The 21,382-nt window shown below is 33.8% G+C and carries 31 protein-coding genes; 12 read left to right on the top strand and 19 right to left on the bottom strand.

Annotated features, from left to right (window positions below; genetic code table 11):
- Position 1 precedes the first annotated feature (1 nt).
- On the top strand, positions 2–853 hold the full coding sequence (locus tag LS73_RS01890) for a hypothetical protein (protein ID WP_034557216.1): 852 nt from the start codon (positions 2–4) through the stop codon (positions 851–853).
- Between the two features lie 192 nt (positions 854–1,045).
- On the top strand, positions 1,046–1,699 hold the full coding sequence (locus LS73_RS01885) for a hypothetical protein (RefSeq protein ID WP_034557215.1): 654 nt from the start codon (positions 1,046–1,048) through the stop codon (positions 1,697–1,699).
- Between the two features lie 149 nt (positions 1,700–1,848).
- Here LS73_RS01885 and fliW read toward each other — a convergent pair whose 3' ends face one another.
- Positions 1,849–2,247 carry a flagellar assembly protein FliW gene (gene fliW, locus LS73_RS01880; protein WP_034557213.1) on the bottom strand — a complete coding sequence of 133 codons (399 nt, stop codon included), beginning with the start codon at positions 2,245–2,247 and terminating at the stop codon, positions 1,849–1,851.
- 161 nt (positions 2,248–2,408) lie between these two features.
- Between fliW and LS73_RS01875 the strand changes: the two genes are divergently transcribed.
- Together LS73_RS01875 and lon are read left to right on the top strand one after the other, a co-directional pair.
- Entirely contained in the window at positions 2,409–3,149 is a 741-nt protein-coding gene (locus LS73_RS01875; RefSeq protein ID WP_081955501.1) for an outer membrane protein assembly factor BamD, read from the top strand.
- Positions 3,150–3,184: 35 nt separating this feature from the next.
- A complete protein-coding gene (gene lon / locus LS73_RS01870) occupies positions 3,185–5,782 on the top strand; it encodes an endopeptidase La (RefSeq protein WP_034557211.1) in 2,598 nt (865 codons plus the stop codon).
- 132 nt (positions 5,783–5,914) lie between these two features.
- Here the strand turns inward: lon and galU are convergent, their stop codons facing one another.
- Complete coding sequence (gene galU, locus LS73_RS01865) at positions 5,915–6,736, bottom strand: UTP--glucose-1-phosphate uridylyltransferase GalU (RefSeq protein ID WP_034557209.1); 822 nt, start codon at positions 6,734–6,736, stop codon at positions 5,915–5,917.
- A gap of 80 nt (positions 6,737–6,816) precedes the next feature.
- On the opposite strand from galU, the gene LS73_RS01860 reads away from it, so the two are divergent.
- On the top strand, positions 6,817–8,319 hold the full coding sequence (locus LS73_RS01860) for a BspA family leucine-rich repeat surface protein (protein WP_052089510.1): 1,503 nt from the start codon (positions 6,817–6,819) through the stop codon (positions 8,317–8,319).
- On the opposite strand, the gene LS73_RS01855 is transcribed toward LS73_RS01860, so the two are convergent.
- The 5 genes from LS73_RS01855 to LS73_RS01845 form a co-directional block, all read right to left on the bottom strand.
- Positions 8,320–8,964, bottom strand: a complete 645-nt coding sequence (locus LS73_RS01855) for an ABC transporter substrate-binding protein (RefSeq protein WP_233708862.1) — start codon at positions 8,962–8,964, stop codon at positions 8,320–8,322.
- A complete protein-coding gene (locus LS73_RS10140; protein WP_233708861.1) occupies positions 8,961–9,218 on the bottom strand; it encodes a TroA family protein in 258 nt (85 codons plus the stop codon). Before LS73_RS10140 ends, LS73_RS01855 begins: the two co-directional genes overlap by 4 nt.
- A gap of 11 nt (positions 9,219–9,229) precedes the next feature.
- Complete coding sequence (locus LS73_RS10410) at positions 9,230–9,352, bottom strand: hypothetical protein (RefSeq protein WP_267891660.1); 123 nt, start codon at positions 9,350–9,352, stop codon at positions 9,230–9,232.
- A gap of 28 nt (positions 9,353–9,380) precedes the next feature.
- Positions 9,381–9,932, bottom strand: coding sequence for a hypothetical protein (locus tag LS73_RS01850; RefSeq protein WP_233708860.1), 552 nt, complete (start codon positions 9,930–9,932; stop codon positions 9,381–9,383).
- Positions 9,933–10,207: 275 nt separating this feature from the next.
- Entirely contained in the window at positions 10,208–10,900 is a 693-nt protein-coding gene (locus LS73_RS01845) for a hypothetical protein (RefSeq protein ID WP_052089509.1), read from the bottom strand.
- Between the two features lie 108 nt (positions 10,901–11,008).
- Here LS73_RS01845 and LS73_RS10405 point away from each other — a divergent pair, with 108 nt between their 5' ends.
- Genes LS73_RS10405 through LS73_RS10110 form a run of 7 tightly spaced genes read left to right on the top strand, consistent with a single transcriptional unit; the run spans position 11,009 to position 14,946 of the window.
- Positions 11,009–11,131: a hypothetical protein gene (locus tag LS73_RS10405; RefSeq protein WP_267891659.1), complete on the top strand. Its 123-nt coding sequence runs from the start codon at positions 11,009–11,011 to the stop codon at positions 11,129–11,131.
- On the top strand, positions 11,094–12,443 hold the full coding sequence (locus tag LS73_RS10135; protein WP_233708859.1) for a TonB-dependent receptor: 1,350 nt from the start codon (positions 11,094–11,096) through the stop codon (positions 12,441–12,443). The genes LS73_RS10405 and LS73_RS10135 overlap by 38 nt, the downstream gene beginning before the upstream one ends.
- Before the next feature lie 5 nt (positions 12,444–12,448).
- Entirely contained in the window at positions 12,449–13,183 is a 735-nt protein-coding gene (locus tag LS73_RS10130; protein ID WP_236097213.1) for a TonB-dependent receptor, read from the top strand.
- A 32-nt stretch (positions 13,184–13,215) separates the two neighbouring features.
- Positions 13,216–14,226, top strand: a complete 1,011-nt coding sequence (locus tag LS73_RS01835; protein ID WP_456237252.1) for a FecCD family ABC transporter permease — start codon at positions 13,216–13,218, stop codon at positions 14,224–14,226.
- Positions 14,175–14,303: an ATP-binding cassette domain-containing protein gene (locus tag LS73_RS10120; RefSeq protein WP_233708857.1), complete on the top strand. Its 129-nt coding sequence runs from the start codon at positions 14,175–14,177 to the stop codon at positions 14,301–14,303. Before LS73_RS01835 ends, LS73_RS10120 begins: the two co-directional genes overlap by 52 nt.
- The gene (locus tag LS73_RS10115; RefSeq protein ID WP_233708856.1) at positions 14,300–14,581 is read left to right on the top strand and encodes a P-loop NTPase family protein; all 282 of its coding nucleotides are present in this window, start codon (positions 14,300–14,302) and stop codon (positions 14,579–14,581) included. The genes LS73_RS10120 and LS73_RS10115 overlap by 4 nt, the downstream gene beginning before the upstream one ends.
- 17 nt (positions 14,582–14,598) lie before the next feature.
- Entirely contained in the window at positions 14,599–14,946 is a 348-nt protein-coding gene (locus LS73_RS10110; RefSeq protein ID WP_233708855.1) for an AAA family ATPase, read from the top strand.
- A 3-nt stretch (positions 14,947–14,949) separates the two neighbouring features.
- Here the strand turns inward: LS73_RS10110 and LS73_RS01825 are convergent, their stop codons facing one another.
- The 12 genes from LS73_RS01825 to LS73_RS01775 all read right to left on the bottom strand — a co-directional run bounded on the left by LS73_RS01825 (position 14,950) and on the right by LS73_RS01775 (position 21,382).
- Entirely contained in the window at positions 14,950–15,342 is a 393-nt protein-coding gene (locus LS73_RS01825; protein WP_052089508.1) for a sulfatase-like hydrolase/transferase, read from the bottom strand.
- Positions 15,343–15,486: 144 nt separating this feature from the next.
- On the bottom strand, positions 15,487–15,624 hold the full coding sequence (locus LS73_RS09805; RefSeq protein ID WP_158654958.1) for a hypothetical protein: 138 nt from the start codon (positions 15,622–15,624) through the stop codon (positions 15,487–15,489).
- Between the two features lie 617 nt (positions 15,625–16,241).
- Complete coding sequence (locus LS73_RS01820; protein WP_034557207.1) at positions 16,242–16,517, bottom strand: EscU/YscU/HrcU family type III secretion system export apparatus switch protein; 276 nt, start codon at positions 16,515–16,517, stop codon at positions 16,242–16,244.
- 100 nt (positions 16,518–16,617) lie between these two features.
- Complete coding sequence (gene infA, locus LS73_RS01815) at positions 16,618–16,842, bottom strand: translation initiation factor IF-1 (RefSeq protein ID WP_034557206.1); 225 nt, start codon at positions 16,840–16,842, stop codon at positions 16,618–16,620.
- A gap of 1 nt (position 16,843) precedes the next feature.
- Positions 16,844–17,602 (bottom strand): type I methionyl aminopeptidase, encoded by a 759-nt coding sequence (gene map, locus LS73_RS01810; RefSeq protein WP_034557205.1) that lies wholly within the window; start codon positions 17,600–17,602, stop codon positions 16,844–16,846.
- 3 nt (positions 17,603–17,605) lie between these two features.
- Positions 17,606–18,865, bottom strand: coding sequence for a preprotein translocase subunit SecY (gene secY / locus LS73_RS01805; protein WP_034557204.1), 1,260 nt, complete (start codon positions 18,863–18,865; stop codon positions 17,606–17,608).
- Between the two features lie 69 nt (positions 18,866–18,934).
- Entirely contained in the window at positions 18,935–19,348 is a 414-nt protein-coding gene (rplO, locus tag LS73_RS01800) for a 50S ribosomal protein L15 (protein WP_034557202.1), read from the bottom strand.
- Between the two features lie 36 nt (positions 19,349–19,384).
- Complete coding sequence (gene rpsE / locus LS73_RS01795) at positions 19,385–19,825, bottom strand: 30S ribosomal protein S5 (RefSeq protein ID WP_034557200.1); 441 nt, start codon at positions 19,823–19,825, stop codon at positions 19,385–19,387.
- Between the two features lie 9 nt (positions 19,826–19,834).
- Positions 19,835–20,191 carry a 50S ribosomal protein L18 gene (gene rplR, locus LS73_RS01790; RefSeq protein WP_034557199.1) on the bottom strand — a complete coding sequence of 119 codons (357 nt, stop codon included), beginning with the start codon at positions 20,189–20,191 and terminating at the stop codon, positions 19,835–19,837.
- A gap of 17 nt (positions 20,192–20,208) precedes the next feature.
- A complete protein-coding gene (rplF, locus tag LS73_RS01785; protein WP_034557197.1) occupies positions 20,209–20,745 on the bottom strand; it encodes a 50S ribosomal protein L6 in 537 nt (178 codons plus the stop codon).
- A 23-nt stretch (positions 20,746–20,768) separates the two neighbouring features.
- Positions 20,769–21,164 (bottom strand): 30S ribosomal protein S8, encoded by a 396-nt coding sequence (rpsH, locus tag LS73_RS01780; protein ID WP_034557195.1) that lies wholly within the window; start codon positions 21,162–21,164, stop codon positions 20,769–20,771.
- Positions 21,165–21,196: 32 nt separating this feature from the next.
- Positions 21,197–21,382: a type Z 30S ribosomal protein S14 gene (locus LS73_RS01775; protein WP_034557194.1), complete on the bottom strand. Its 186-nt coding sequence runs from the start codon at positions 21,380–21,382 to the stop codon at positions 21,197–21,199.

Below are 21,382 nucleotides of genomic sequence, written 5' to 3'. Positions count from 1 at the left end.
AATGAGAAAATTTATATTTATCACAATAACATCTATATTATTAACGAATATATCACTAACTTATGCAAGAGATGGAGTGAAGCTAGACGGATTATACAAATCACTAGGAATTGGCATAGGATATTATCGATATCAGGAATATGATACAGCAGCAAATGATGCATTTGTTATGAAAATGGATATGTACTTGCTAAATATTGCAGGCAATATTGGCTATATAACAAATGGATTTAAAATAGACCTAGCCGTTGATGCAAATATATCATTTGGTAAATACACAGGCGCAATACTAGATGTGTCAAATCCAGACAGAAATGGAACACCGGTCACTTCAATAGATGCCAATTCATTTTATCATGCTACATTGAAGACTGGATATAACATTTTAGAGTTATTTAACATAGATAGTATGTCTTTATATTTGCAATCTGGTGTGAACTATTACTTTAACCGCAATGACGCAGTAACTTTTGAGAGATTGCAAGGTTATGTATCTATTCCCTTCCAATTAGAAGGAGAAATAGTATTAAAACAGTCTTTAGCACTTAATTTCATGGGTGGATTTAATTGGTTTTTATTTGGACATCATTTCACAAATGGGATAAGAGGACATCTAAGTGGTAATATAAATGTAACACAAAAGCAAGGACTTGGAGCAAATGGATATATTGGTATTACTTGGTTAGATGATAATAACAACGCAAACTCAATAAGAATGACGTATGAATACTGGAGCGTAGGAGATTCTGTTCGTGTTCCATTAACAGATCTTCAAAGCAATATAACAAAAGGATTCTTTGAACCAAAAAACAAAACACATATTATTATGTTGCAATATATATGGGGATTTTAAAGCTTAAACCTAGCCAGTTTGTCCATTATAACAATAATATGCTATCTTTAATAATGTTTACTTGGAACATATAACCTAATCTCTGCAAAGTTAGGATAGAATTTTAATTAATGAAGTTTTGGTTGTTATTAGATATAAGGTAAGGAATCTTTTTTGCTTGTCTTTATACAATCCAATCAAAAAAGGATATAAATGACAAAGCTGTTAGCACATATACGATTAATACCAATAGCATTATCTATAATTCTAGCATGCTTTATAAGTGCTTGCTCTTCAGCTAATTGGAAAGCAGAATATTATTCTACTGTCTTGCCTACTTATGACTTCGATACGAATGCTCCAACAATGATTGTTTCTGACCCTTGGGATTTATCCTCAAAATACTATGCAGGAGAGGCATTACTAGCTTTAAAGAAAAGAGGATTTAACAACATATACTTACCAGGACAAATTGATAACTCATTTGTTAGAAATGTAATTTATGTTAAGGTAACAAAGGAAAGGCTAGATCCTGCAAGTAACTATCAATATACATTCAATGCTACTGGAATTTGCAATGTGATTAATGGCGTCCCATCTTGTAGTATAGACACTAAAAATAGTGAAGCTACACAAAGAAGCACAAAACGTGTCGTTAGAGATGCATATAGGGTTACTTTTGATTGGTATGACATATATAAGAAAACTCGCATTTTGTATGTTGTCGGTAGTGCGGCTGTGGATAGTGGATTATATAGCGATTTGAAAGTAATAACAACACTATTAAACGATACCGTAACTCGCATGGAGTTTAGACGACCTGTCCAATATTTCTATGATGGCTCTCTAGCACAAAACAACCATTAATTTATTTATTAAATATGATATGGGCTATATAAAGATAACGCTTATAACAATGCTTTCTATTGCTATAAATTATGATTTACAATACAAGTCAACCAAGTAAAAATTAAGAAAATAATTTAAATACCTTGGTTAATACAATTATATACTTACTACTGAAATCTGTCTTGTGGGTAATAGTTTAAAATAGGCTCTGCCAAGCTATAATGCGGATACTTAATACTATCTAAAACAATTTGAGCCATAGAAAGATTATCAAAGTTAAAGACTAGCGGAGCAAGGAAGTTTATTGTAGAACGTTCTATAGGATTTTGCATAACCATAATATTTGCAGTTAAAATATTCTTACTATTTTCCAAATCAAGCAAGAGCTTTAACGCCATAGGAACCTCAAATTCATACTCTCTTAAGGCGAATGGATTTACTAAAGTAAAAATAGGTGTCGCATCATTTGCATTAGTTAATCTCAGAAAAATATCGTCCAATTTCTCTAACTTCATTTTATCAACATGTTCAAAACCTAGGATCGGGGATTTTACTTCAAAAATCATAATATTCTCCATAAGAATTAGCAAATAAAACCATACTAACGCTCATAAAATAGTATTTAGGTAATCATTTAGCAAACAAGCATTTTACCAAAAACTTTATAAATATGCAAAATATAAACATGAATTTTTTATATAATATCGATATATTTTTTTGGAGTATTATGTTGATATTATCCACTCTTAAATACAATCAAAAATCACCTATATTAGCAACAAAAACCAAGCTTACAAAGTATATAAAATGTCTAGGTTTGTTTTCAAAATACTTACTATATACCTTATATGTTTTATATGTTATAGTCTACATTGGTTGCTCTAAAAACAAAGAAGTTATTTATAATCAGCCAGCGACATTTTGGTATGCAGGCATCTTTAAAAATATTAGACTTGGAAATCTTGAAACAGCAGATAGCTATTTTTCTTCATTACAAAGTGAGCATATAAACTCTCCGCTTATACCAGAAGCTATGCTAGCACTAGGTCAAGCTCACTTAAACAATGAAGAATACATACTTTCAGATTTTTACTTCAAGGAATATCTAAAGAGATATGGAAATCCTAGTAATGCAGATTATATCAGTTACTTAAGGTTAAAATCACATTTATATGCTTTTAAAAACTCCTCAAAAGATCAACAGTTCATGAGCGAAAGCATTGCGTTAATACAGGATTTTATGCAAAAATATCCAAATAGCCGATACCTACCATTTGTGCATGAAATGGAAGTTAAATTCATTTTAGGACAAAATGAGCTAAATATGGCTATAGCTAGGGTTTATGCTAAAAATGGAAAAAAAGACGCTGAAGAAATATATAAAGAAAGAGTGGATTCTATTTTACAGGTAGCTACAAATCCTAAACCATCAAAGATTCCTTGGTATATGCTACTGCTTAATTGGTAGTTATATCTCCGATACAATAATACATAAGGATAAAAATGCAAGATAATCAAATCGTTACATTGCCCGTAATTCTTGAAGATGAGATGTTTGTTTTTCCATTCACTATTGCGCCAATCTTTATAGCAGACAAATCTAATATCGCAGCAGTAAAGATAGCAGAAGATAGGGATAATACTGTATTTGTTGTATGCGCGAAAAACACACATAAAGAAAACGAAGCACCATTCTATGATGTTGGTGTCATTGGTAAAATTATGCGTAAGGTTAGCCTACCTGATGGTAGGCTAAAAATACTTTTTCAGGGTATATCAAAGGGAAAAATAACTGAAATAGTAAATTTTGATCCACTAGAAGCTAAAGTTTCTGTTATTTCCTATAAACAATATAATCAGCATACAATACAAGCCCTGCTAGCTGTATTTCTGGAAAAAGTAAATGCACTAGCACATATTAGCCAAAATATATCCCCAGATTTACTGCGAAATATAGAGAACACAGATGATCCAAATAAGGCAGTAGATCTGGTTACCTCAACCTTAAGATTAAAAAAGGAACAAAGCTATTTGCTCTTTGCTAGTAATGATACTGAAGATAGGTTAATGCTTGCAACCCAAATGGTTATAGAAGAAATTGAGACACAGAAATTACAAAAAGACATAAAATCTAAAGTGCATACAAAAATGGATCAAATTAATCGCGAGTTTTTCCTAAAAGAACAGTTAAAGCAGATTCAAAAGGAATTAGGAATTGATAAACAACGCGATGAGGAAATTGAGCAATATTATGCCAAATTAGAAGATTTGAAACCGGGCATGCATGAAGATGCATACAAAGAAATCAAAAAACAAATAGACAGACTAACTCGCGCACACCCAGATAGTTCTGATGCCAATATGGTGCAAAATTATGTAGAATGGATGCTAGAAATCCCATTTACAAGTATAAGCAGTAAGAAACTAAGTATTAAAAATGTTGAAAAACAACTAAATGCCGATCATTACTCTTTATCTGATCCAAAGCAAAGAATCATAGAATATTTTGCAGTAAAACAACTTCTAGAGCAACGCTCAAAAGAAGATGGGAATCTAGCAAAAGATTCTCAATCCAGCAAAGAATCAATCAACAATGCAACAAAAAAATCAAATTTAAATAAAGCTAACTCCAAACATAACGAAGATAAGAACTTAAATCAAAATGAGCACAACAAGCACAAGGGAGCTATATTGTGCTTCTATGGTCCTCCTGGAGTTGGCAAAACAAGCCTTGCAAACTCAATAGCCATAGCACTAAATAGACCTCTTGTTAGAATAGCACTTGGTGGATTAGAAGATGTAAATGAACTAAGAGGGCATAGGCGCACATATCTTGGCTCAATGCCAGGCAGAATTGTGCAAGGATTAATTGATTCTAAAAAAATGAATCCTGTTATGGTTCTAGATGAAATAGACAAACTCGCAAGAGGATTTAGAGGCGATCCTACTAGCGTGTTATTAGAAATCTTAGATCCAGAACAAAATATAAGTTTTAGAGATTACTACACTAACTTTAGCATTGACTTATCACAAGTAGTTTTTATAGCTACAGCCAATGATATATCTTTGATACCAGCACCTCTTCGTGATAGAATGGAATTTATAGAGATTAGTAGCTACACACCACAAGAGAAATATGAAATTGCTAAAAAATACCTTATACCGCAAGAAATAAAGAATCATGGATTAAGAATAAATGAGGTAAAAATATCCAAAGAGGCAATCGATTTAATGATTCATAACTACACTAGAGAAGCAGGTGTGAGAAATCTGCGTAGAAAGATTGCTCAAATTATGAGAAAAGTTGCCACTAGGATTCTAAGCGGCAAGATAGAATCAATAAGCATTGGCGCAAAAGACCTTCCAGAGTTTCTTAAAAAAACAGTATTTGAAATAGACAAAGCAGATAGAAATCCAAGGCTTGGCGTAGTAAATGGACTAGCATGGACGGCAGTAGGCGGTGATGTTCTTAAGATTGAGGCAGTATCTCTAATTGGCAAGGGGAATTTAAAACTAACAGGGCAATTAGGTGATGTTATGAAAGAATCAGCCTATATAGCATATTCTGTTGTAAAAAATAGACTTGATAATCAAATGCAAATGCAGAATAAGACAAGAGATTCTAAACTTGCCAAAAAAGGAATAAAAAATAGCGAGAATGACAATAGCCATGTAGCAACAGATAATGAAAAAGTTAATAATATAAATATTTTGGATAAAAATTATAACTCACAAGATTACAAAAGCCCAACAGAAAATCTAGATATTCACCTGCATATACCAGAAGGAGCAACACCAAAGGACGGTCCAAGTGCAGGAATTACTATGGCATGTGCAATTGCCTCTATTTTATTTGACAAAAATGTAAAACAAGATATAGCAATGACAGGAGAACTAAATCTTAGTGGAGAAGTATTGCCAATTGGCGGATTAAAAGAAAAGCTAATCGCAGCGTATAAAGCAGACATCAAAAAAGCCCTTATTCCAATAAAAAATTATAAAAGAGATTTAGATGACATTCCAGATGAAGTTAAGCAGAATCTAGAAATAATATCAGTGAAGAATATAGATGAAGTTTTTAAGCAAGTGCTAACTAAATAAAGATAGCTTGGCATTAACAAACATAAAACCTATATTTGTTTGAAAAATGCAATAATAACATTAATCAAATTTGATAGCAATTGCCAAATATACAAAATACAATGTTAGCCTTATGTGTAAGGCTAAATATATCTATATTTGCATTCTTTTATAGAAGTCGTTTGTAGCCTTGACAAAGCCATCAATGCTACCGCAATCATAACGAATGCCATTAAACTTATATCCTATAGTTCTTCCTACTTTTGCTTGTTCTAATAATGCATCTGTGATTTGCAATTCACCATTTATGCCGGGCTTTGTCATGCGCAATATATTAAAAATATCAGGAGTTAAGATATATCTACCAATGATTGCAAGATTTGATGGAGCATTTTCCTTACTTGGCTTTTCAACCATAGATTTTATTTTATAGATTCCATCATCTAAAATATCCGCATCAATGATTCCATATTTATGCACTTCGTTAAAATCTACTTCTTCAATAGCAACAACAGAACAACGATACTTCTCATATATTCTCATCATTTGAGTCAAAACTCCCTCCCCAGCGTTATAGCATAAATCATCAGCTAATATTACAGCAAAGGGATTATGTCCTACAAGCGTCTCACCAGTCAATATAGCATGCCCCAATCCACGCATCTCTTTTTGTCTAGTGTAGCTAAATGTCGCAGTTTCCATAATATTACGTATTTCTACTAAAAGATTCTCTTTTGATGTATTTTTTATTTGATGTTCTAATTCATAGCTTATATCAAAGTGATCTTCAATGCTCCTCTTTCCTCTACCGGTAACAATAGCCATAGTCCTACAACCAGCATCAAGAGCTTCTTCAACGCCATATTGTATAAGTGGTTTGGTTAAAATGGGTAACATTTCCTTTGGCATTGCCTTTGTTGCAGGCAAAAATCTTGTTCCATAGCCAGCCGCAGGAAATAAGCATGTCTCTATCATAACACTCCTCCTAAAATAGCAATTATACAATATTGACATAACCAAATAATGCCTATGATATAATTTTATGAGGAGCGTATATGCAGTTAGGTTTAATGATATTATTAATAACATTTCTTACAACTATTTGTATTGGCAATGAATCTATAGACGAAATCACATACGACATTAAGAAGTTCATACAAGTTTTAAAAAAAGAAGATTCTAAACAGCAATATTCTTATATCCCAGATCATAAAATATTAAATCTTCAAATATCAGATTTATATGATGTAGATTCGGTTAGCCAAAATCCAACTCATATAGAATCAAGTCATAGAGAAAATACTAAATCTACAAATTTGCCAAATAGTTCATCAATAGAATCTAAGACTAAAAATGAAGCAAAACAAGAGATAAATATTTTAATAGAATATAATATAAATTTAACCATTACCAAAACTTACAAACCAAGCAACAAAACTGAGTTAAAAACCCTAATAGAACGTATTGATATTCCATTAGCAAACATTGATACAAGTCTTATTGACGATATGAGTGGACTTTTTAGAAACTCTACAAAGCGCGACTTTCGTGGGATAGAAAATTGGAATGTTAGCAATGTTAATAATATGTATGGAATGTTTGATAAGGCTCAATATTTTAATGCAGAGCTAAATTCATGGGACGTATCCAATGTAAAAAATATGGACTTCATGTTTGCAGGAGCTACTAACTTTAACCAATCGCTTGATAATTGGGATACAAGCAATGTAGAGAGTATGCAAGGAATGTTTAGGGATGCTACTAACTTTAATCAACCATTAAATAGCTGGAATGTGAGTAATGTAAAATATATGAATGAGATGTTTGCAGGAGCTACTAACTTTAATCAATCGCTTGATAATTGGGATACAAGCAATGTAGAGAGTATGAGGGCTATGTTTCTAAATGCTAGTAATTTCGATCAAGGGATTAGCGACTGGGATGTAAGTAATGTAATAAATATGAATGAGATGTTTAAGAATGCTATATCATTTAATAAGTCATTACGCAAATGGAATGTAGAATCAGTAAAACAAGTTCAAGGCATGTTCGAAGGAGCGATAAGATTCAATCAATCGCTCATTACTTGGAATGTGGGACGCGTGCAAAACATGAAGGCAATGTTTAAAGATGCAAAAGAATTTAACCAACCATTAAATAGCTGGAATGTATCTAGTGTTAATGATATGGGAGAAATGTTTTATGGTGCTAGTAGATTTAATCAGCCATTAAGCAATTGGGACGTAAGCCATGTGCAAAACATGAAGGCAATGTTTAAAGATGCAAAAGAATTTAACCAATCGCTTGATAATTGGGATACAAGCAATGTTTGGAATACGAGTGAAATGTTTAGAAATGCTATAAATTTTAATCAGCCGCTACAATTTTGGAGAGTAAGCGATGTGCGATATATGGACTTGATGTTTGCTGGTGCTATTAATTTTGATCAAAATCTGCAGTATTGGACTCCGATCAATGTAATAAGTATGAAAGACATGTTTATAGATTCTGGAATGAAAGATTTGCCCAAATGGCTTAATATAAATAGAAGTAAGTAATTATTTTATTTTTCCAGCTTCTTTTGGTGGGTTAAACATTCGCTTAAGCTCTGCTTCGCTTAAATCTATCCCAAAAATTTGTTTATAAAAATCTTTGCTAAAGCGCAAAAGTGCTATCTCATCAGCATATTGTGGATAATTATGCTCATACAGCCATTGAAGCAAAATAGGCAAATCCACGCTTGGCGCGAATGGGCGATAAGAACCTAAGGGAAATTTATATACTCTTTTTTCCTTGATAGCTTTGATATTTTTCCATAAAGGTGAGGTAAGCAAATCTTTTGGCGTAAGAGTGTTGAAATTATTAATATAAATAATATCTGGATTAAGAGCATAAACCTCCTCAAGTGTGATTTGAGCAACATTTTTACTTTTAATTACATTTTGTGCTCCTGTATTTTCCAATAAATAATCAGCAAAGATTCCACCAACAGAGAATGACTTTTCATTATCGTAACGATGAATTATGAGTGCCTTTGGCTTGTTTGCCTCTTTCTTAGCTTTAGACTCTATTTCTTTTTCTTTCTTTTTATTCAATGTCAAAAATGCGTGCGCCTCTTTCTCTTTGTCTAAAATTGGTGCAATGACATCAAGCCAACCTTTTATCGTCTCATAAGAATTATAATGCCATTTATTGACACTCATTTCAATGGTAGGAATGGCACTTTTTTCATTGCTTCGCAGAGTTTGATATTTGCATTATGGCAAATAAACAAATCTGGGTTTAAGCTCAAAAGCTCTTCAATATTCTCACTATCACCAACCTTAATAGAATCTATATTTGGAAATACTTCGGATACAAAAGCATATTTAATTGCATTTTTTGTTGCTTTTGGCATATATATCAAGCTATTTGCACTGCCCTCAAACATTAAAATAACTGGTGGCAAGGGCCACATACCTCCTGCTACTACAATGCGCTCGGGCTTTTTGCTAATAGTCGTGCTGTATCCTTTATCATCTGTGTGATAAATGGGATATGGTGCGCTAAACGCATAAGCACATAAAAAATAGCGAATATAAAAATTCTCATTACTTTGCCTTATTTTAAATTTATCTCATTATACTTTTGCATTATTGTGCGTGAGTATATCCTCCTCCACCCATTGCATAAAGTTATCAAAAAATGGCTCTGTTGTAGGCATAAATCCCTGCCCTAAGTGAAATTCAGGGTCGAGCGAAGTTACATAAAGATTGCCATTAAAACTATTATCTTTATAAATAATACTCTCATCAAGCTCATTGACAAGAATCTTTGTAGCATTGCTTGGTGGGTAAAATGCTCCGTGGCAATGCCACTTTGCTACATTCACTTCTATCTTGCTAAAAAGTCCGCTTTTTGTGCACTCATCTTGTTTGCTTCCATTAGATTCTATAGCATAAAGCGGCATATCAGCTCCTTGTATGAGCCACCACCAAAAATTTACAGGATAATCTTTCCATATAATATTAGGTAGATAATCCCCCATAATCTCGCCAAAAGAGACAATATGCCCTCCATTTTGCAAATATGACAAAAATTTATCTTTGTGCCGTTCAAGATATTGTGGCTTAAGCCTAGAGGCAAGGACAATATAATCAAACTCTTCTAAATTTATAGAATCTAAATCCAAAAAATGATAGCGATGTGAGAAAAAATGTGCGTATTTGCCGTTTTTATTTGTAAAAAAATATGCGTTAAAAGAAGTACCGCCTGTAATAATGGCATTTTTTAATCGTGGATTCGAAAGATTCTGCTTTGACTTATCGCTTTGAAATGAGAAAAAGTTACTGTGTGAAAGTGTAATTGTACCTTATTATAGAATCTTTGGCAAATTTTTTAGAATCTTGAGACCTTTCTTTAGTGGCTTTATCTCTTAAGGTTTTATAATCTTTTTCTTGCAATATTTTAAGAAGCCATTTGAGAAGATTTACCCCCCATTCTTCTTGCCGTTGTATTATCAAATAATCCAAAACCTAATAAATCTGCATTGGCAGTAGAGAGAATTACACCATTTGTAGAATCTTTATCAATATATCCCACACATTGCCCATCACTATCTTCTAGGAATGTTTCAATATTTTGAGGCAAAGAATTTTTATCAAAATATCCACGATTAAAAAAGCCTTTTACGCCCCTGCGATAATTAATATCATATTCCCCTACACCATCAAAAATAATTCTTCCCGCGTCACTTGAAGTAAATTTGACTACTCTATCTTTTATAGGCATTAAACTTTGTATATAGCCACTAGAATGAGGTAGAATCTTTGCAAAATCACTCATAAAACTAAGAATTACTCCACCATTATTTAAATAGCGTAAAATTTTATCCTTAAAGATATAAAGATACACTTCATCAATCCCCATAGGAAATACCACAGCACAAAAATCCTCTAGATGAGTAGATTCAAAATCCTCATACAAATCAATATGCTTTAAAATATGTTTATATAAAAAATGCTCACTCACACTATTCATACTCAAAATCCCAGTCTCAATATAAGCAATCTTACCAAATGCTAATAATTCCTTATGCTGATAAAAATCCTCAATTTTTGCACTTTTGTACATCTCATAAGATTCTGTCATTGTGCTCATTTTTTATCCTTTGTTTTTTTTTTAAAATGAAATTTTATTGTATTTTCTTTTTTATTTTAATATAATAACTGATATTATTTTTAACTAATAATACAAAAAGGATAAGCTATGAAGGCTATAAGCCCATATTCTATAAGTATTTATGCAGCTTTACATTTTTACACACAATGCTTTGCCCAAGAAGTAACAGAAAATGAACAGCAAGAAAAAATTGCAAACATACACACTTGAAGTTGTAAAAGCACAAGTCTCAATGAGTGATTTGCCCATTGAATTAGAAAGTAAGCAAATTAGCATTATTAATAAAGACACACTACTTCAATCTAGCACAGGTAATATTCAAAGTGTTTTAGAATCTGTGCCGGGCATTGTATATTCGCGCTCTGGTGGCATTAATGGGCAAATCACATTTCGTGGGCAAAATAGCAATAGCCAACGTTCTATTGTAATGATTGATGGTGTGCGCTATTCTGGACGCTCTACTTTAGAGTTTAATACTTTTGACCCTTATGCATTTGAGAGTGTAGAGGTGATACGAGGACCTGCAAGTTCGCTATGGGGAAGTGATGCGCAAAATGGTGTGATAAATTTCCGCTCCCGCACATCAAAATATAATATCAATGGCGATTCTTTCAAAGCCACAGCAAGAATCCGCGCTTTAGAGTATGGCAGCGTAAATAATCTCTTTGGTGGGAGAGCAGAAGTGCTTGGGGGTGGCGGTGGCTGGGATATGCTCATAGGACTTAGCGCAAAGACTGCTGGGGATTATAGTACTCCACTCACATACAATGGTTCAAACAAGGCTAAAAATTCATCATTTAACTATTATGGACTAGATTTTAATATTGGCTATACTAAGGATTCTACAAGGTATTATGTTCAGGGGCGCACTACAAGGGTAGAATCTTGGCGTGCAGGAGGATATGGCGCAGCTCCAGGCTCTAGCTATGGCATTTTAATGGGTGAAAATCCTATTCAAGAATATTATGTGCGATTAGGGCTAAAATCTCATAATCTTAGTTTTGCAGATTCTATGGAATCTTATCTCTATTATCGCCATTGGGATACAGACATTTGGAATAATCGCTTAAACTTTAACAATAGCAATGTAAATATCAATCAAAAAGTCAATGATAATAATTATTTGGGTGGAAGATTAATCTATAATAGCGTCTTAGGTAAGCATAATCTCACCTATGGAGCAGAGTTTGAAAGTGCTATATCACCTACTCAAGTGCGACAGGTTAATCTAGTAAATGGTGTTTCAAATACGACAAATCGCCCTAGCACAAGCACCGATTTTGCTATTTTTATAAAAGATGATTATAACGCGACAAATAATTGGATCCTCTCTGCTTCTGCAAGAGCAGATTATGTGCTTACGACTATTTCTAAAAAACGCTCAAGCACAGAAAATACGCAAATTGCAAGTAATAATCAAATATCTATAGAATCTGCAAGGCTTTTAGATGAAAATAGCATTATTCATAATGGCGCACTCACAGGTTCTCTAGGCTCCGTGCTTTTTTCAACGACTATATAAGCAATGTGATAAATCTAAGCTATAATTTTAAAGCTCCATCAGCTGGAACTCGTATGCAAACTACTCCCGGGGGTAATTCTACACTAACTGCTGCAAACCCTCTCATTAAGCCCGAATATTCCCAAACTGCAGAATTTGGCTTTAGGATCCACAGCAATAATCACTATGCCTCGCTCATAGGATTTTATACCTATTATCAAGATATGCTCACTCTAAGCACTTATCAAAATGCTAATATCGCTACAAGTAATGTCTATCGCTATGAAAACATAGGACGCGCAATGATAGCTGGAGCGGAATTAGAAGGCAGACACGGCTTTTTAAATGATAGAGTTATCTTAAGCTATGTAGGCTCATATAACTATGGGCAAAATCTCACTGATGATAAGCCTATTTCGTATTTAGCACCACTTTATGGGAGAATCTCCCTTGCCTTCAACTTCCACAAATGGTATTTTAACTTTACCCAAAGAGGTTATGGAGCAAAAACACGTATTGATTCTAGAGAAGAGCACAAAACTACTGCTTATACAATGACAGATATTTTTATAGGGCTTAAGCTCGGTGGATTCAATGCAAAATTGCAAGATATGGAGTTATTACTTGGGGCAAATAATCTCTTTAATGTAGTTGGCAGAAATCCTGTAACAACAGAAAGTATAGCTTACGCTAGAACACTCACAAATCCTCTTGTGGAGCCGGGTAGAAATATATTTGTAAAATATATTTGGAATTACTAAATGATATTTTTAAAAATATAAGTCTTTATATTTTGGGATTTGTCTCTATTATTATATGCGCTATTTTTTCCCTAAGTATAGGCAGATATGAGCTATCCTTTAGCGATGTCATCGCAGCACTTTTGGGCTATGGCGATGAAGTTGAGACAAATATCATATTCTCTTTTCGCCTCCCACGAATCCTGCTAGCTATCGTAGTAGGAGCTGGGCTAAGCGTAGCTGGAGCAGTATTTCAAAGTCTCTTTCGCAATCCTCTTGCTACTCCCGATATTTTAGCCGTTACAAGTGGAGCAAGTTTTGGTGCTGTGCTAGGATTACTTCTAGGCTTAAGCGTAAGCTATATTGGCATTGTAGGCTTTATCTTTGGTATCGTCTCATTAGCACTTGTCGTGCTTATAGGCTATAATAGAGATATACCCTATGAAACCACCACAATGATTCTAAGCGGTGTAATTATCACTGCTTTTTTTCAAAGTCTCATCGGTATTGTCAAATACATCGCCGACCCGCAAGATACACTCCCTAGTATCACATATTGGCTTTTAGGCTCATTAGATGTGAATCTTTTGCCACATACTATTCTTAGCATACTTGGCATTACCCTAGGAGTTCTTATTCTCTTTATTTTGCGTTGGAAGTGTAATTTGCTTATGCTCCCCGATGATGAGATAAAAAGCCTAGGGGCGAATCTAGCTACCTTGCGCATTGTAGTCATTCTTATAAGCACGATGATTATTACTTGTGCTGTGAGTATATGTGGCGTGATTGGCTGGGTAGGCTTACTTGTCCCACATATTGCAAGATTGCTTATAGGGAATGACAATGCACGACTTATCCCGCTAAGCATTATCATCGGGGCTTTATTTTACTCATCATCGATACACTCTCACGCACACTCTCAAGTGAGCAAATACCTATTTCAATCCTCACTTCACTTGTTGGTGCACCATTTTTTATTTATATCTTGCGTAAAAGCACGAGGAGTTAAGCGATGTTTGCACTACATAATGCGTGTTTTACTAGAAAAAATAAAGAGATTTTAAAAAATATTTCCTTGTCTGTGCAAGAGGGTGAAGTGTTAAGCATTCTAGGGCGCAATGGCGCGGGGAAACGACTTTGATTAAATGTATGATTGGATTCTTAAAATGGAGTAAGGGAGAGAGTGTGCTTTTTGATAAACCGCTCAAACAATACTCCCATAAGCAAATATGGCAGATCATCTCTTACGTGCCCCAAGCAAAAGCGCATATTTTTAATATCAAAGTGCTTGATATGGTCTTGCTTGGTTGTAATCCTTTTATAATACTTAAGCCAAACGCGCAACATTTAGCATTGGCTAAAAATACTTTAGAATCGCTAAACCTCACGCATTTACAGATAAAACTTGCTTTGAATTAAGCGGTGGAGAGCTTCAAATGGTGCTTTTTGCAAGGGCATTGGTAAAAAATCCAAAGATTCTAATCCTTGATGAGCCAGAATCTAATCTTGATTTTGCTAATCAAAAAATTATATGCGAAAGCCTTAAAAAACTCTCTCAAAATGGCTGTGCCATTATCTTAAATACACATTTTCCAGCACACTCTGCTTATCTCTCTCACAAAGTCCTTTTACTTCATAAAATAGACAATGTATGCCAAATGCATTCTAATGCAATCTTTGGTAATGCAAAGGATATACTTACACAGGAGCATTTAAGCACACTCTACAATGTGCCTATTTGTATAGATTCACAAAACTATGATGAATATGTGCTAAGGATTTAGATTCTATTTATTTTGACATAATCCCTGCTCAAGATAGCTTTTTTGTGTTTTTAATTCTTTATCATAATCTTTTACATTGCTCTTGTCTCCCACCTTACGCATTCTGCTCTTAAGAAAAGCTTTGTTTGTAGCAAGGAGACTTCTTTGGGATTCGTAACCATTAAGTCTAATCCCTGCAATATCTAAAAGTGTGTGCATTAAATCATCATTCATATATTTGGTATTTTGCGCCCTTTGTATGCGTTTATAAAGTGTGGGGCACTTTTGCATAAAGGTATCACTTACATAGATAATAAGAGGAATCTCCACCATAAAGCGAGAGATTTTAGAATCTGAATGTCCTATGAAGTTACGCCAATCATAGATTTCCTCGCCGTGATCACTAAAATAAATCATTATCTATCGCTGGATTTAAATCGCTTAATAATCTCACTTAAGATAAAGCCATATAACACAGCGGTGATTTGGGGTTTATTCGCAAAGTCTGGTGCATTTATATCACGCGTATTGAATCTTTTAAACTATCAAGGCAGCTATTTTTCATATTGTGTGTGAGTTCTCATAAGGTGTAGATAAAGGAGTTTTGTATTTTTTGTGGGGAAGCGATATACTATCAAGCGAAGGCAATATCGCTTCATCGGCGCGTTTAAGAACGCTCGCTACTGTATTGCCAAACATAGAAAGTTGCTCTTGATTTGAAATCTAGTGCTGTAATAACCTCTCAATTTAAAAACATCGATAATATTTAAGTATTCATGCCATTCCATTTGTGAATCTGTGTTTGCTAAAGTAAGTGAAGGAGAAGGATTGATGTGTATGGTCGTATCAAAATTATATAGCATAAAAATTTCTACGATAAAGCAAGTGCGTTGCTACACCAAGCAATACGGCCAAAAATAGATTCTGTAACGCACTTAAATATGTCCAATAAATCAAACTTAAAGCAAGATATGCGTGAGACAAAACATTAAGATTTTATATCCAAAACTTAGAAAGAAATAAAAATCAAGGCGTAATAGTGCGAGCAGAAAAGCATAATAAAATTAAGTCAAAAAGGTTTCAAAAAGATGTGGAAGAATAACTTGTCATAGAATGGATTAGAAAAGAGTTTTGAAATGTTTTCATTCATTCTTTGTTCTTAATACAACTTATTAAAATTCTTGCATATACTAAGGCGTGGTGATCTAGTTGAAATATCAATATATATTGCTTTGCCTAAAATACGCTGTGTAACGTCATTGCTTATTTTGCCAATTATTTATTTTGTTTAAGATTTTAAATTCTTACACAGATATTTAGTTGAACTTAGCACTCATACCAGAATTATTCTCTGTATTTTGTAACCATATAAAGACATCTACAACTGCCTGATACAATTCAGGAGGGACATTGCTATTTAAATCCATTCTAACTAAGGAATCAACTAACTCTGCATTGCAAAATAAAGGCACATTAAACTCTTGTGCTTTTGAAATAATAGCTTCAGCTATCTTGCCCTGCCCGCTAGCAACAACCCTAGGGGCATAATCTTTTAACTCTTCGTATGCTAGAGCAGCCGCCTTCTTCCTCATAAAAATCTCTCAAAACAAAATTTATAAATACCAAAATATTATGTCAAAACAAAGGTAATGCAACAAAATTGACTGCTAAAATCTTATGTATAAAATCAAATCAGTCTCGAGGATGTCGCAAAACAATTCTGCCCTTATCAAGGCTATAAGGTGTAAGCTCTATTTGCACATTATCACCAGGCAATATCTTGATATTATGCATACGCATCTTACCTGAAATATGACAAAGCACAACATGCCCATTTTGTAGCTCCACTCTAAAAGTTGTGCTAGGTAATGCCTCAATAACCTTTCCATCTACTTTAATTACATCATCTTTTGCCATATTATAACTCCGTAAGAATTCTAGCTCTACCATCTATAATCGCAACTGTATGCTCATGGTGAGAGGTATTCAATCCATCCTTGCTTACGACAGACCAATTATCGCTTAATACAACAGGCTCTCCACTCTTTTGACATACCATTGGCTCTAAACAAAAAACCATACCATCCTTAACTTTAGGTCCAGCAATCTTCATGCCACTTTCTAAGTAGTTTGGGATACTTGGCTCTTCATGAGGTTTTGTACCTATGCCATGTCCACAATATCCAAACAAAGGCAGAAAACCCCTGCTTTCAATATTTTCCTGTAAAATTGCACTTATTTCTTTAAATCTCATGCCAGACTTTATTGAATTGATAGTGTTCTCAAGAGTGCACAAAGAACAATCCATAAGCTTCATATCTTGATTTGCTACATTCCCCACACCAACAGTAATAGCACCATCACCATAATAATTCTTATATTTCGTGCCAATATCAATACCAACAATATCACCGTTTTTTAATCGATAGTCAGTAGGAATACCATGTATTACAACCTCATTGACAGAAATACAAGCAGAATTAGGGAATCCATATAAGCCTTTGAAACTCGGTATAGCACCTAATGACAATATCTTACTTTCAATTGCACTATCAATCTCTAATAGACTTATACCATCTGATATAATGCTCTTAGCATAGTCAAGAGTAAGTGCCACAATTCTACTAGCTTCTCTTAAAATTTGTATCTCTGCCTTGTTTTTAATTGAAATACCCATTTGCTAGATTCCAACTACACTAAGAGTTTTATACTTGCTTGTATAAAGTTGAGCTTCAATTTTTCTCATAGTATCAATAGCCACTTGGACTACAATCAAAACAGATGTGCCGCCAAAGATAAAGTGTACGCCAACACCCTTTAATAGTAACCAAGGAACAGTAGATATAATAGCCAAATACAGTGCTCCCCAAAAAGTTAATCTGCCAGCAACTGTGTTTAAATATGTGGAAGTATTCTCTCCAGGACGAAGACCGGGTATATAACCATTTTGACGTTTAAGATTGTCTGCTATATCCTTTGAATTGAACACTATAGAAGAATAAAAATATGCAAAGAATATTATGAAAACAAACATCAAGACATTGTAAGAAGTAGAAGTTGGATTCATATAAACTGCAATCTTCGCCCAAATAGAATCAGCGGGTGCTTGCTCCAATATAGTAGATGGGAAAACCAACAAAGCAGAAGCAAAAATTGGTGGTATCACTCCGCTTAAATTTATTTTTATAGGTATATAATTCATGATTCTCTTATTTTGATTCTGCATTATTACTTTTCTCGCGTAAGATATTGGAATTCTCCTCTCAGCTAACTCTATATAGATAATTACAAACACCGTTATCAATATTACCGCGACCACTATTATAAGGTCAAATACACTTCTAGCATTAACGCTAACAGCCTCAAACTCAGAAGCTATAGCACTTGGAATACCAGATACAATACCTGCAAAAATGATTAGGCTTATACCATTTCCTATGCCACGCTGTGTAATTTGTTCTCCTATCCACATAAGCAACATAGTCCCAGTAAGCATAGAGAATACAGACAAAGTAACAAATAAAACCTTATTGTCAAGAGTTATAATATTCCCACTACCTATACTATTAAGCCCATAAGATACGCTTATAGCTTGAATGGCAGTAATGAATATAGTGAGATAACGAACAATCTGCATATATTGCTGCATTCCATCACGCTCTTTTTTCATCTTGCCAATATTACCAAATGTAGCAGATAGCAATTCCATTACGATAGAAGCTGTTATATATGGCATGATTCCAAGTGAAATAATACTTACTCTCTCCAAAGCATTGCCACTAAACATATTAAACAACCCAAGCGCATTGCTAGCATTAATATCAAAGAATTTCTTAATCTCTAGCGCATCAACTCCAGGAATTGGGACATAAGACAACATTCTATAAGCAAATAAGAAAGCTAAGGTGATAAGAATTTTATTTAGGATAGATTTATTCATTAAGACTTCCGACCATAATTTAGAAACTAGAACTAGATTTTATAATCTTGAGATTTATTCACCTAATACTTAATTTACGTGCTTAGATGAGCGACTTGTTATGACGTTTCCATCTGAGGCAATCTTTTGACTAAGATTAACTGCATTTTTTCCTATCAACTTAACTTGTTGAACATATCTTGGAATATTGTATACACTTCTAATAGAATTCAATGTAATAGAATCCAAGCCACTAAGCTTAGTTTGCTTATCTACATTAATCACATATGGCTTAACCACCATGGAAGTAAAACCAACTTTTGGCAATCTTCTTTGTATTGGTTGTTGTCCACCCTCAAAGCCTCTTTTCATTTTATAGCCTGCTCTAGCTGTTTGTCCTTTACCGCCACGAGTAGAAGTCTTTCCCATGCCAGAGCCTTGTCCTCTGCCTACTCTTTTAATACTCTTTATACTATTTTTAGCGGGTTTAATATTTTCCAACATGACCCTATCCTTAATTGTAATTTTTAAGCATACAAACTATGCCTTTATTTTTGTTAGAGCTTCTATGGTAGCGCGCACAACATTATATGGATTATTTGAACCAAGCGACTTCGTCAAAATATCCTTTATGCCCGCAAGCTCTATAACGGGTCTAGCACTACCACCAGAAATAACGCCCGTTCCTTCACTTGCTGGTTTAAGAAGAATCCTACTAGCATTATATTTATACTCAATATCATGGGCAATAGTAGTTCCTCTTATATTCACTTGCACAATGTTCTTAAAAGCATCATCAACAGCCTTTTTAATGGCATCTGGCACTTCCTTAGCTTTACCTAATCCAAAGCCAACCAATCCATTCCGATTGCCTATTACTACAAGAGCATTAAATCTAAATCTCCTACCGCCCTTAACAACTTTTGTAACCCTGCCTATATTTACCACAACCTCGCTAAACTCTTCTCTATTGATTTCCATCCAACATCCTTAAAATACTATTCCATTACTTCTCAGATTATCCGCAAAACACGCAACAACACCATGATATAGATAACCATTTCTATCAAAAACTATCTCTTTAATCTGATTAGACAATAATAACTTAGCAAACTCTTCTCCTAGTTTTTTGGCATCTTCTCTATTATTGCCAAGATTATGAGACTTAGAACTTATAGCTGCTATTGTGCAGCCATTTTTATCATCTATTGCTTGTGCATAGAAATATTTATTTGAACGAAATACACTAACCCTTGGTCTAATAGCATCTCCGCTAAAACAATCTCTTATACGTAACTTCCTCTTTAATCGTAAGATTTTTTTCTTTTTTAAAACTTTAGGATTCATTGTATGACTACCTTTAATTATTTCTTAGATGTCTTGCCTGCTTTGCGCAAAATAACTTCATCTTTATATTTTACACCTTTTCCTTTGTATGGCTCTGGTGGTCTAAACTCTCTAATTTCAGCAGCAACCTGACCTACTTGTTGCTTATCACTGCCATTAATAGTGATATTATTTTTTTCTACTGAAATAGTAATATTATCTGGAATGTCATATTTAACAGGATGAGAAAAGCCCAGATTTAGCTCTAACACCTTTCCACTAACAGATGCTTTATATCCAACACCATTAATCTCTAAAATTTTGCTAAAACCATCTCGCATACCAACAACAATATTATTAGCTAAAGCGCGATAAGTCCCCCAAAAAGCACGAGATTTAACTTCATCATTGATCTTAGAAAACACAAGCAAATTAGAATCTAAATTTATTCCAACCCTACCATAAGTTTCAAGCTCTTTAGTCTCTTTTTTTCCCTTAAAAATAATCTTAGTTTTATCTATTTTAACTTCAATATCACTAGGAATAGTGATTGGTTTCTTCCCTATTCTTGACATAACTATCTCCTAATAATTCCATATCACCATATACTACAAAGAGCTTCACCGCCAACATTTTGCTTATATGCCTCATCATTTGAGATTACACCTTTACTTGTACTAACAACAATAATACCATACCCGTTTTTAAACCGTTTAAGATCATCACGAGACTTATATACTCGTCTCCCCGGTTTACTTATTCTTGTAATCTCATTAATAGCTGGGACACCCCTATCATCATATGCAAGTTGAACAAAAATACTTTGTTTAGAATCCTTATCGTTCACCTTATAGTCTTTAATAAAACCTCTTTCTTTAAAAACATCTAAAATTCTTGTAACAATTTTTGCATAATAAAGCTCTGTATTATCGAGCCTTCTCATTGTTGCATTTCTAATCCTAGTTATAGAATCTGCAATAATATCATTCACCATATAAACTCCTTAAAACCTAAATCTAGTTTTATCTACCAACTTGCTTTTCTAAGACCAGGAATAAATCCTTCATTTCCCATCTTACGCAAACATACTCTACAAAGAGAAAAGTCCCTATACACAGAATGAGGCCTACCGCATACTTGACAACGAGTATACTTTCTAACTTCGAATTTTGCCTTTCTTCTTGTTTTTTCTATCATAGATTTTTTTGCCAT

The organism is Helicobacter muridarum (assembly GCF_000765805.2).
Lineage (GTDB): Bacteria > Campylobacterota > Campylobacteria > Campylobacterales > Helicobacteraceae > Helicobacter_A > Helicobacter_A muridarum.
The sequence above is the reverse complement of the archived record's forward strand: the minus strand, read 5'-3'. Positions and strand labels throughout refer to the sequence as shown.

Coding starts and splice junctions, on each gene's coding strand:
- LS73_RS01890 (WP_034557216.1), top strand. CDS start 2: ATGAGAAAATTTATATTTATCACAATAACATCTATATTATTAACGAAT.
- LS73_RS01885 (WP_034557215.1), top strand. CDS start 1,046: ATGACAAAGCTGTTAGCACATATACGATTAATACCAATAGCATTATCT.
- fliW (WP_034557213.1), bottom strand. CDS start 2,247: ATGATTTTTGAAGTAAAATCCCCGATCCTAGGTTTTGAACATGTTGAT.
- LS73_RS01875 (WP_081955501.1), top strand. CDS start 2,409: ATGTTGATATTATCCACTCTTAAATACAATCAAAAATCACCTATATTA.
- lon (WP_034557211.1), top strand. CDS start 3,185: ATGCAAGATAATCAAATCGTTACATTGCCCGTAATTCTTGAAGATGAG.
- galU (WP_034557209.1), bottom strand. CDS start 6,736: ATGATAGAGACATGCTTATTTCCTGCGGCTGGCTATGGAACAAGATTT.
- LS73_RS01860 (WP_052089510.1), top strand. CDS start 6,817: ATGCAGTTAGGTTTAATGATATTATTAATAACATTTCTTACAACTATT.
- LS73_RS01855 (WP_233708862.1), bottom strand. CDS start 8,964: ATGAGTGTCAATAAATGGCATTATAATTCTTATGAGACGATAAAAGGT.
- LS73_RS10140 (WP_233708861.1), bottom strand. CDS start 9,218: ATGTGGCCCTTGCCACCAGTTATTTTAATGTTTGAGGGCAGTGCAAAT.
- LS73_RS10410 (WP_267891660.1), bottom strand. CDS start 9,352: ATGAGAATTTTTATATTCGCTATTTTTTATGTGCTTATGCGTTTAGCG.
- LS73_RS01845 (WP_052089509.1), bottom strand. CDS start 10,900: ATGAGCACAATGACAGAATCTTATGAGATGTACAAAAGTGCAAAAATT.
- LS73_RS10405 (WP_267891659.1), top strand. CDS start 11,009: ATGAAGGCTATAAGCCCATATTCTATAAGTATTTATGCAGCTTTACAT.
- LS73_RS10135 (WP_233708859.1), top strand. CDS start 11,094: ATGAACAGCAAGAAAAAATTGCAAACATACACACTTGAAGTTGTAAAA.
- LS73_RS10120 (WP_233708857.1), top strand. CDS start 14,175: ATGTTTGCACTACATAATGCGTGTTTTACTAGAAAAAATAAAGAGATT.
- LS73_RS10110 (WP_233708855.1), top strand. CDS start 14,599: ATGGTGCTTTTTGCAAGGGCATTGGTAAAAAATCCAAAGATTCTAATC.
- LS73_RS01825 (WP_052089508.1), bottom strand. CDS start 15,342: ATGATTTATTTTAGTGATCACGGCGAGGAAATCTATGATTGGCGTAAC.
- LS73_RS09805 (WP_158654958.1), bottom strand. CDS start 15,624: ATGTTTGGCAATACAGTAGCGAGCGTTCTTAAACGCGCCGATGAAGCG.
- LS73_RS01820 (WP_034557207.1), bottom strand. CDS start 16,517: ATGAGGAAGAAGGCGGCTGCTCTAGCATACGAAGAGTTAAAAGATTAT.
- infA (WP_034557206.1), bottom strand. CDS start 16,842: ATGGCAAAAGATGATGTAATTAAAGTAGATGGAAAGGTTATTGAGGCA.
- map (WP_034557205.1), bottom strand. CDS start 17,602: ATGGGTATTTCAATTAAAAACAAGGCAGAGATACAAATTTTAAGAGAA.
- secY (WP_034557204.1), bottom strand. CDS start 18,865: ATGAATAAATCTATCCTAAATAAAATTCTTATCACCTTAGCTTTCTTA.
- rplO (WP_034557202.1), bottom strand. CDS start 19,348: ATGTTGGAAAATATTAAACCCGCTAAAAATAGTATAAAGAGTATTAAA.
- rpsE (WP_034557200.1), bottom strand. CDS start 19,825: ATGGAAATCAATAGAGAAGAGTTTAGCGAGGTTGTGGTAAATATAGGC.
- rplR (WP_034557199.1), bottom strand. CDS start 20,191: ATGAATCCTAAAGTTTTAAAAAAGAAAAAAATCTTACGATTAAAGAGG.
- rplF (WP_034557197.1), bottom strand. CDS start 20,745: ATGTCAAGAATAGGGAAGAAACCAATCACTATTCCTAGTGATATTGAA.
- rpsH (WP_034557195.1), bottom strand. CDS start 21,164: ATGGTGAATGATATTATTGCAGATTCTATAACTAGGATTAGAAATGCA.
- LS73_RS01775 (WP_034557194.1), bottom strand. CDS start 21,382: ATGGCAAAAAAATCTATGATAGAAAAAACAAGAAGAAAGGCAAAATTC.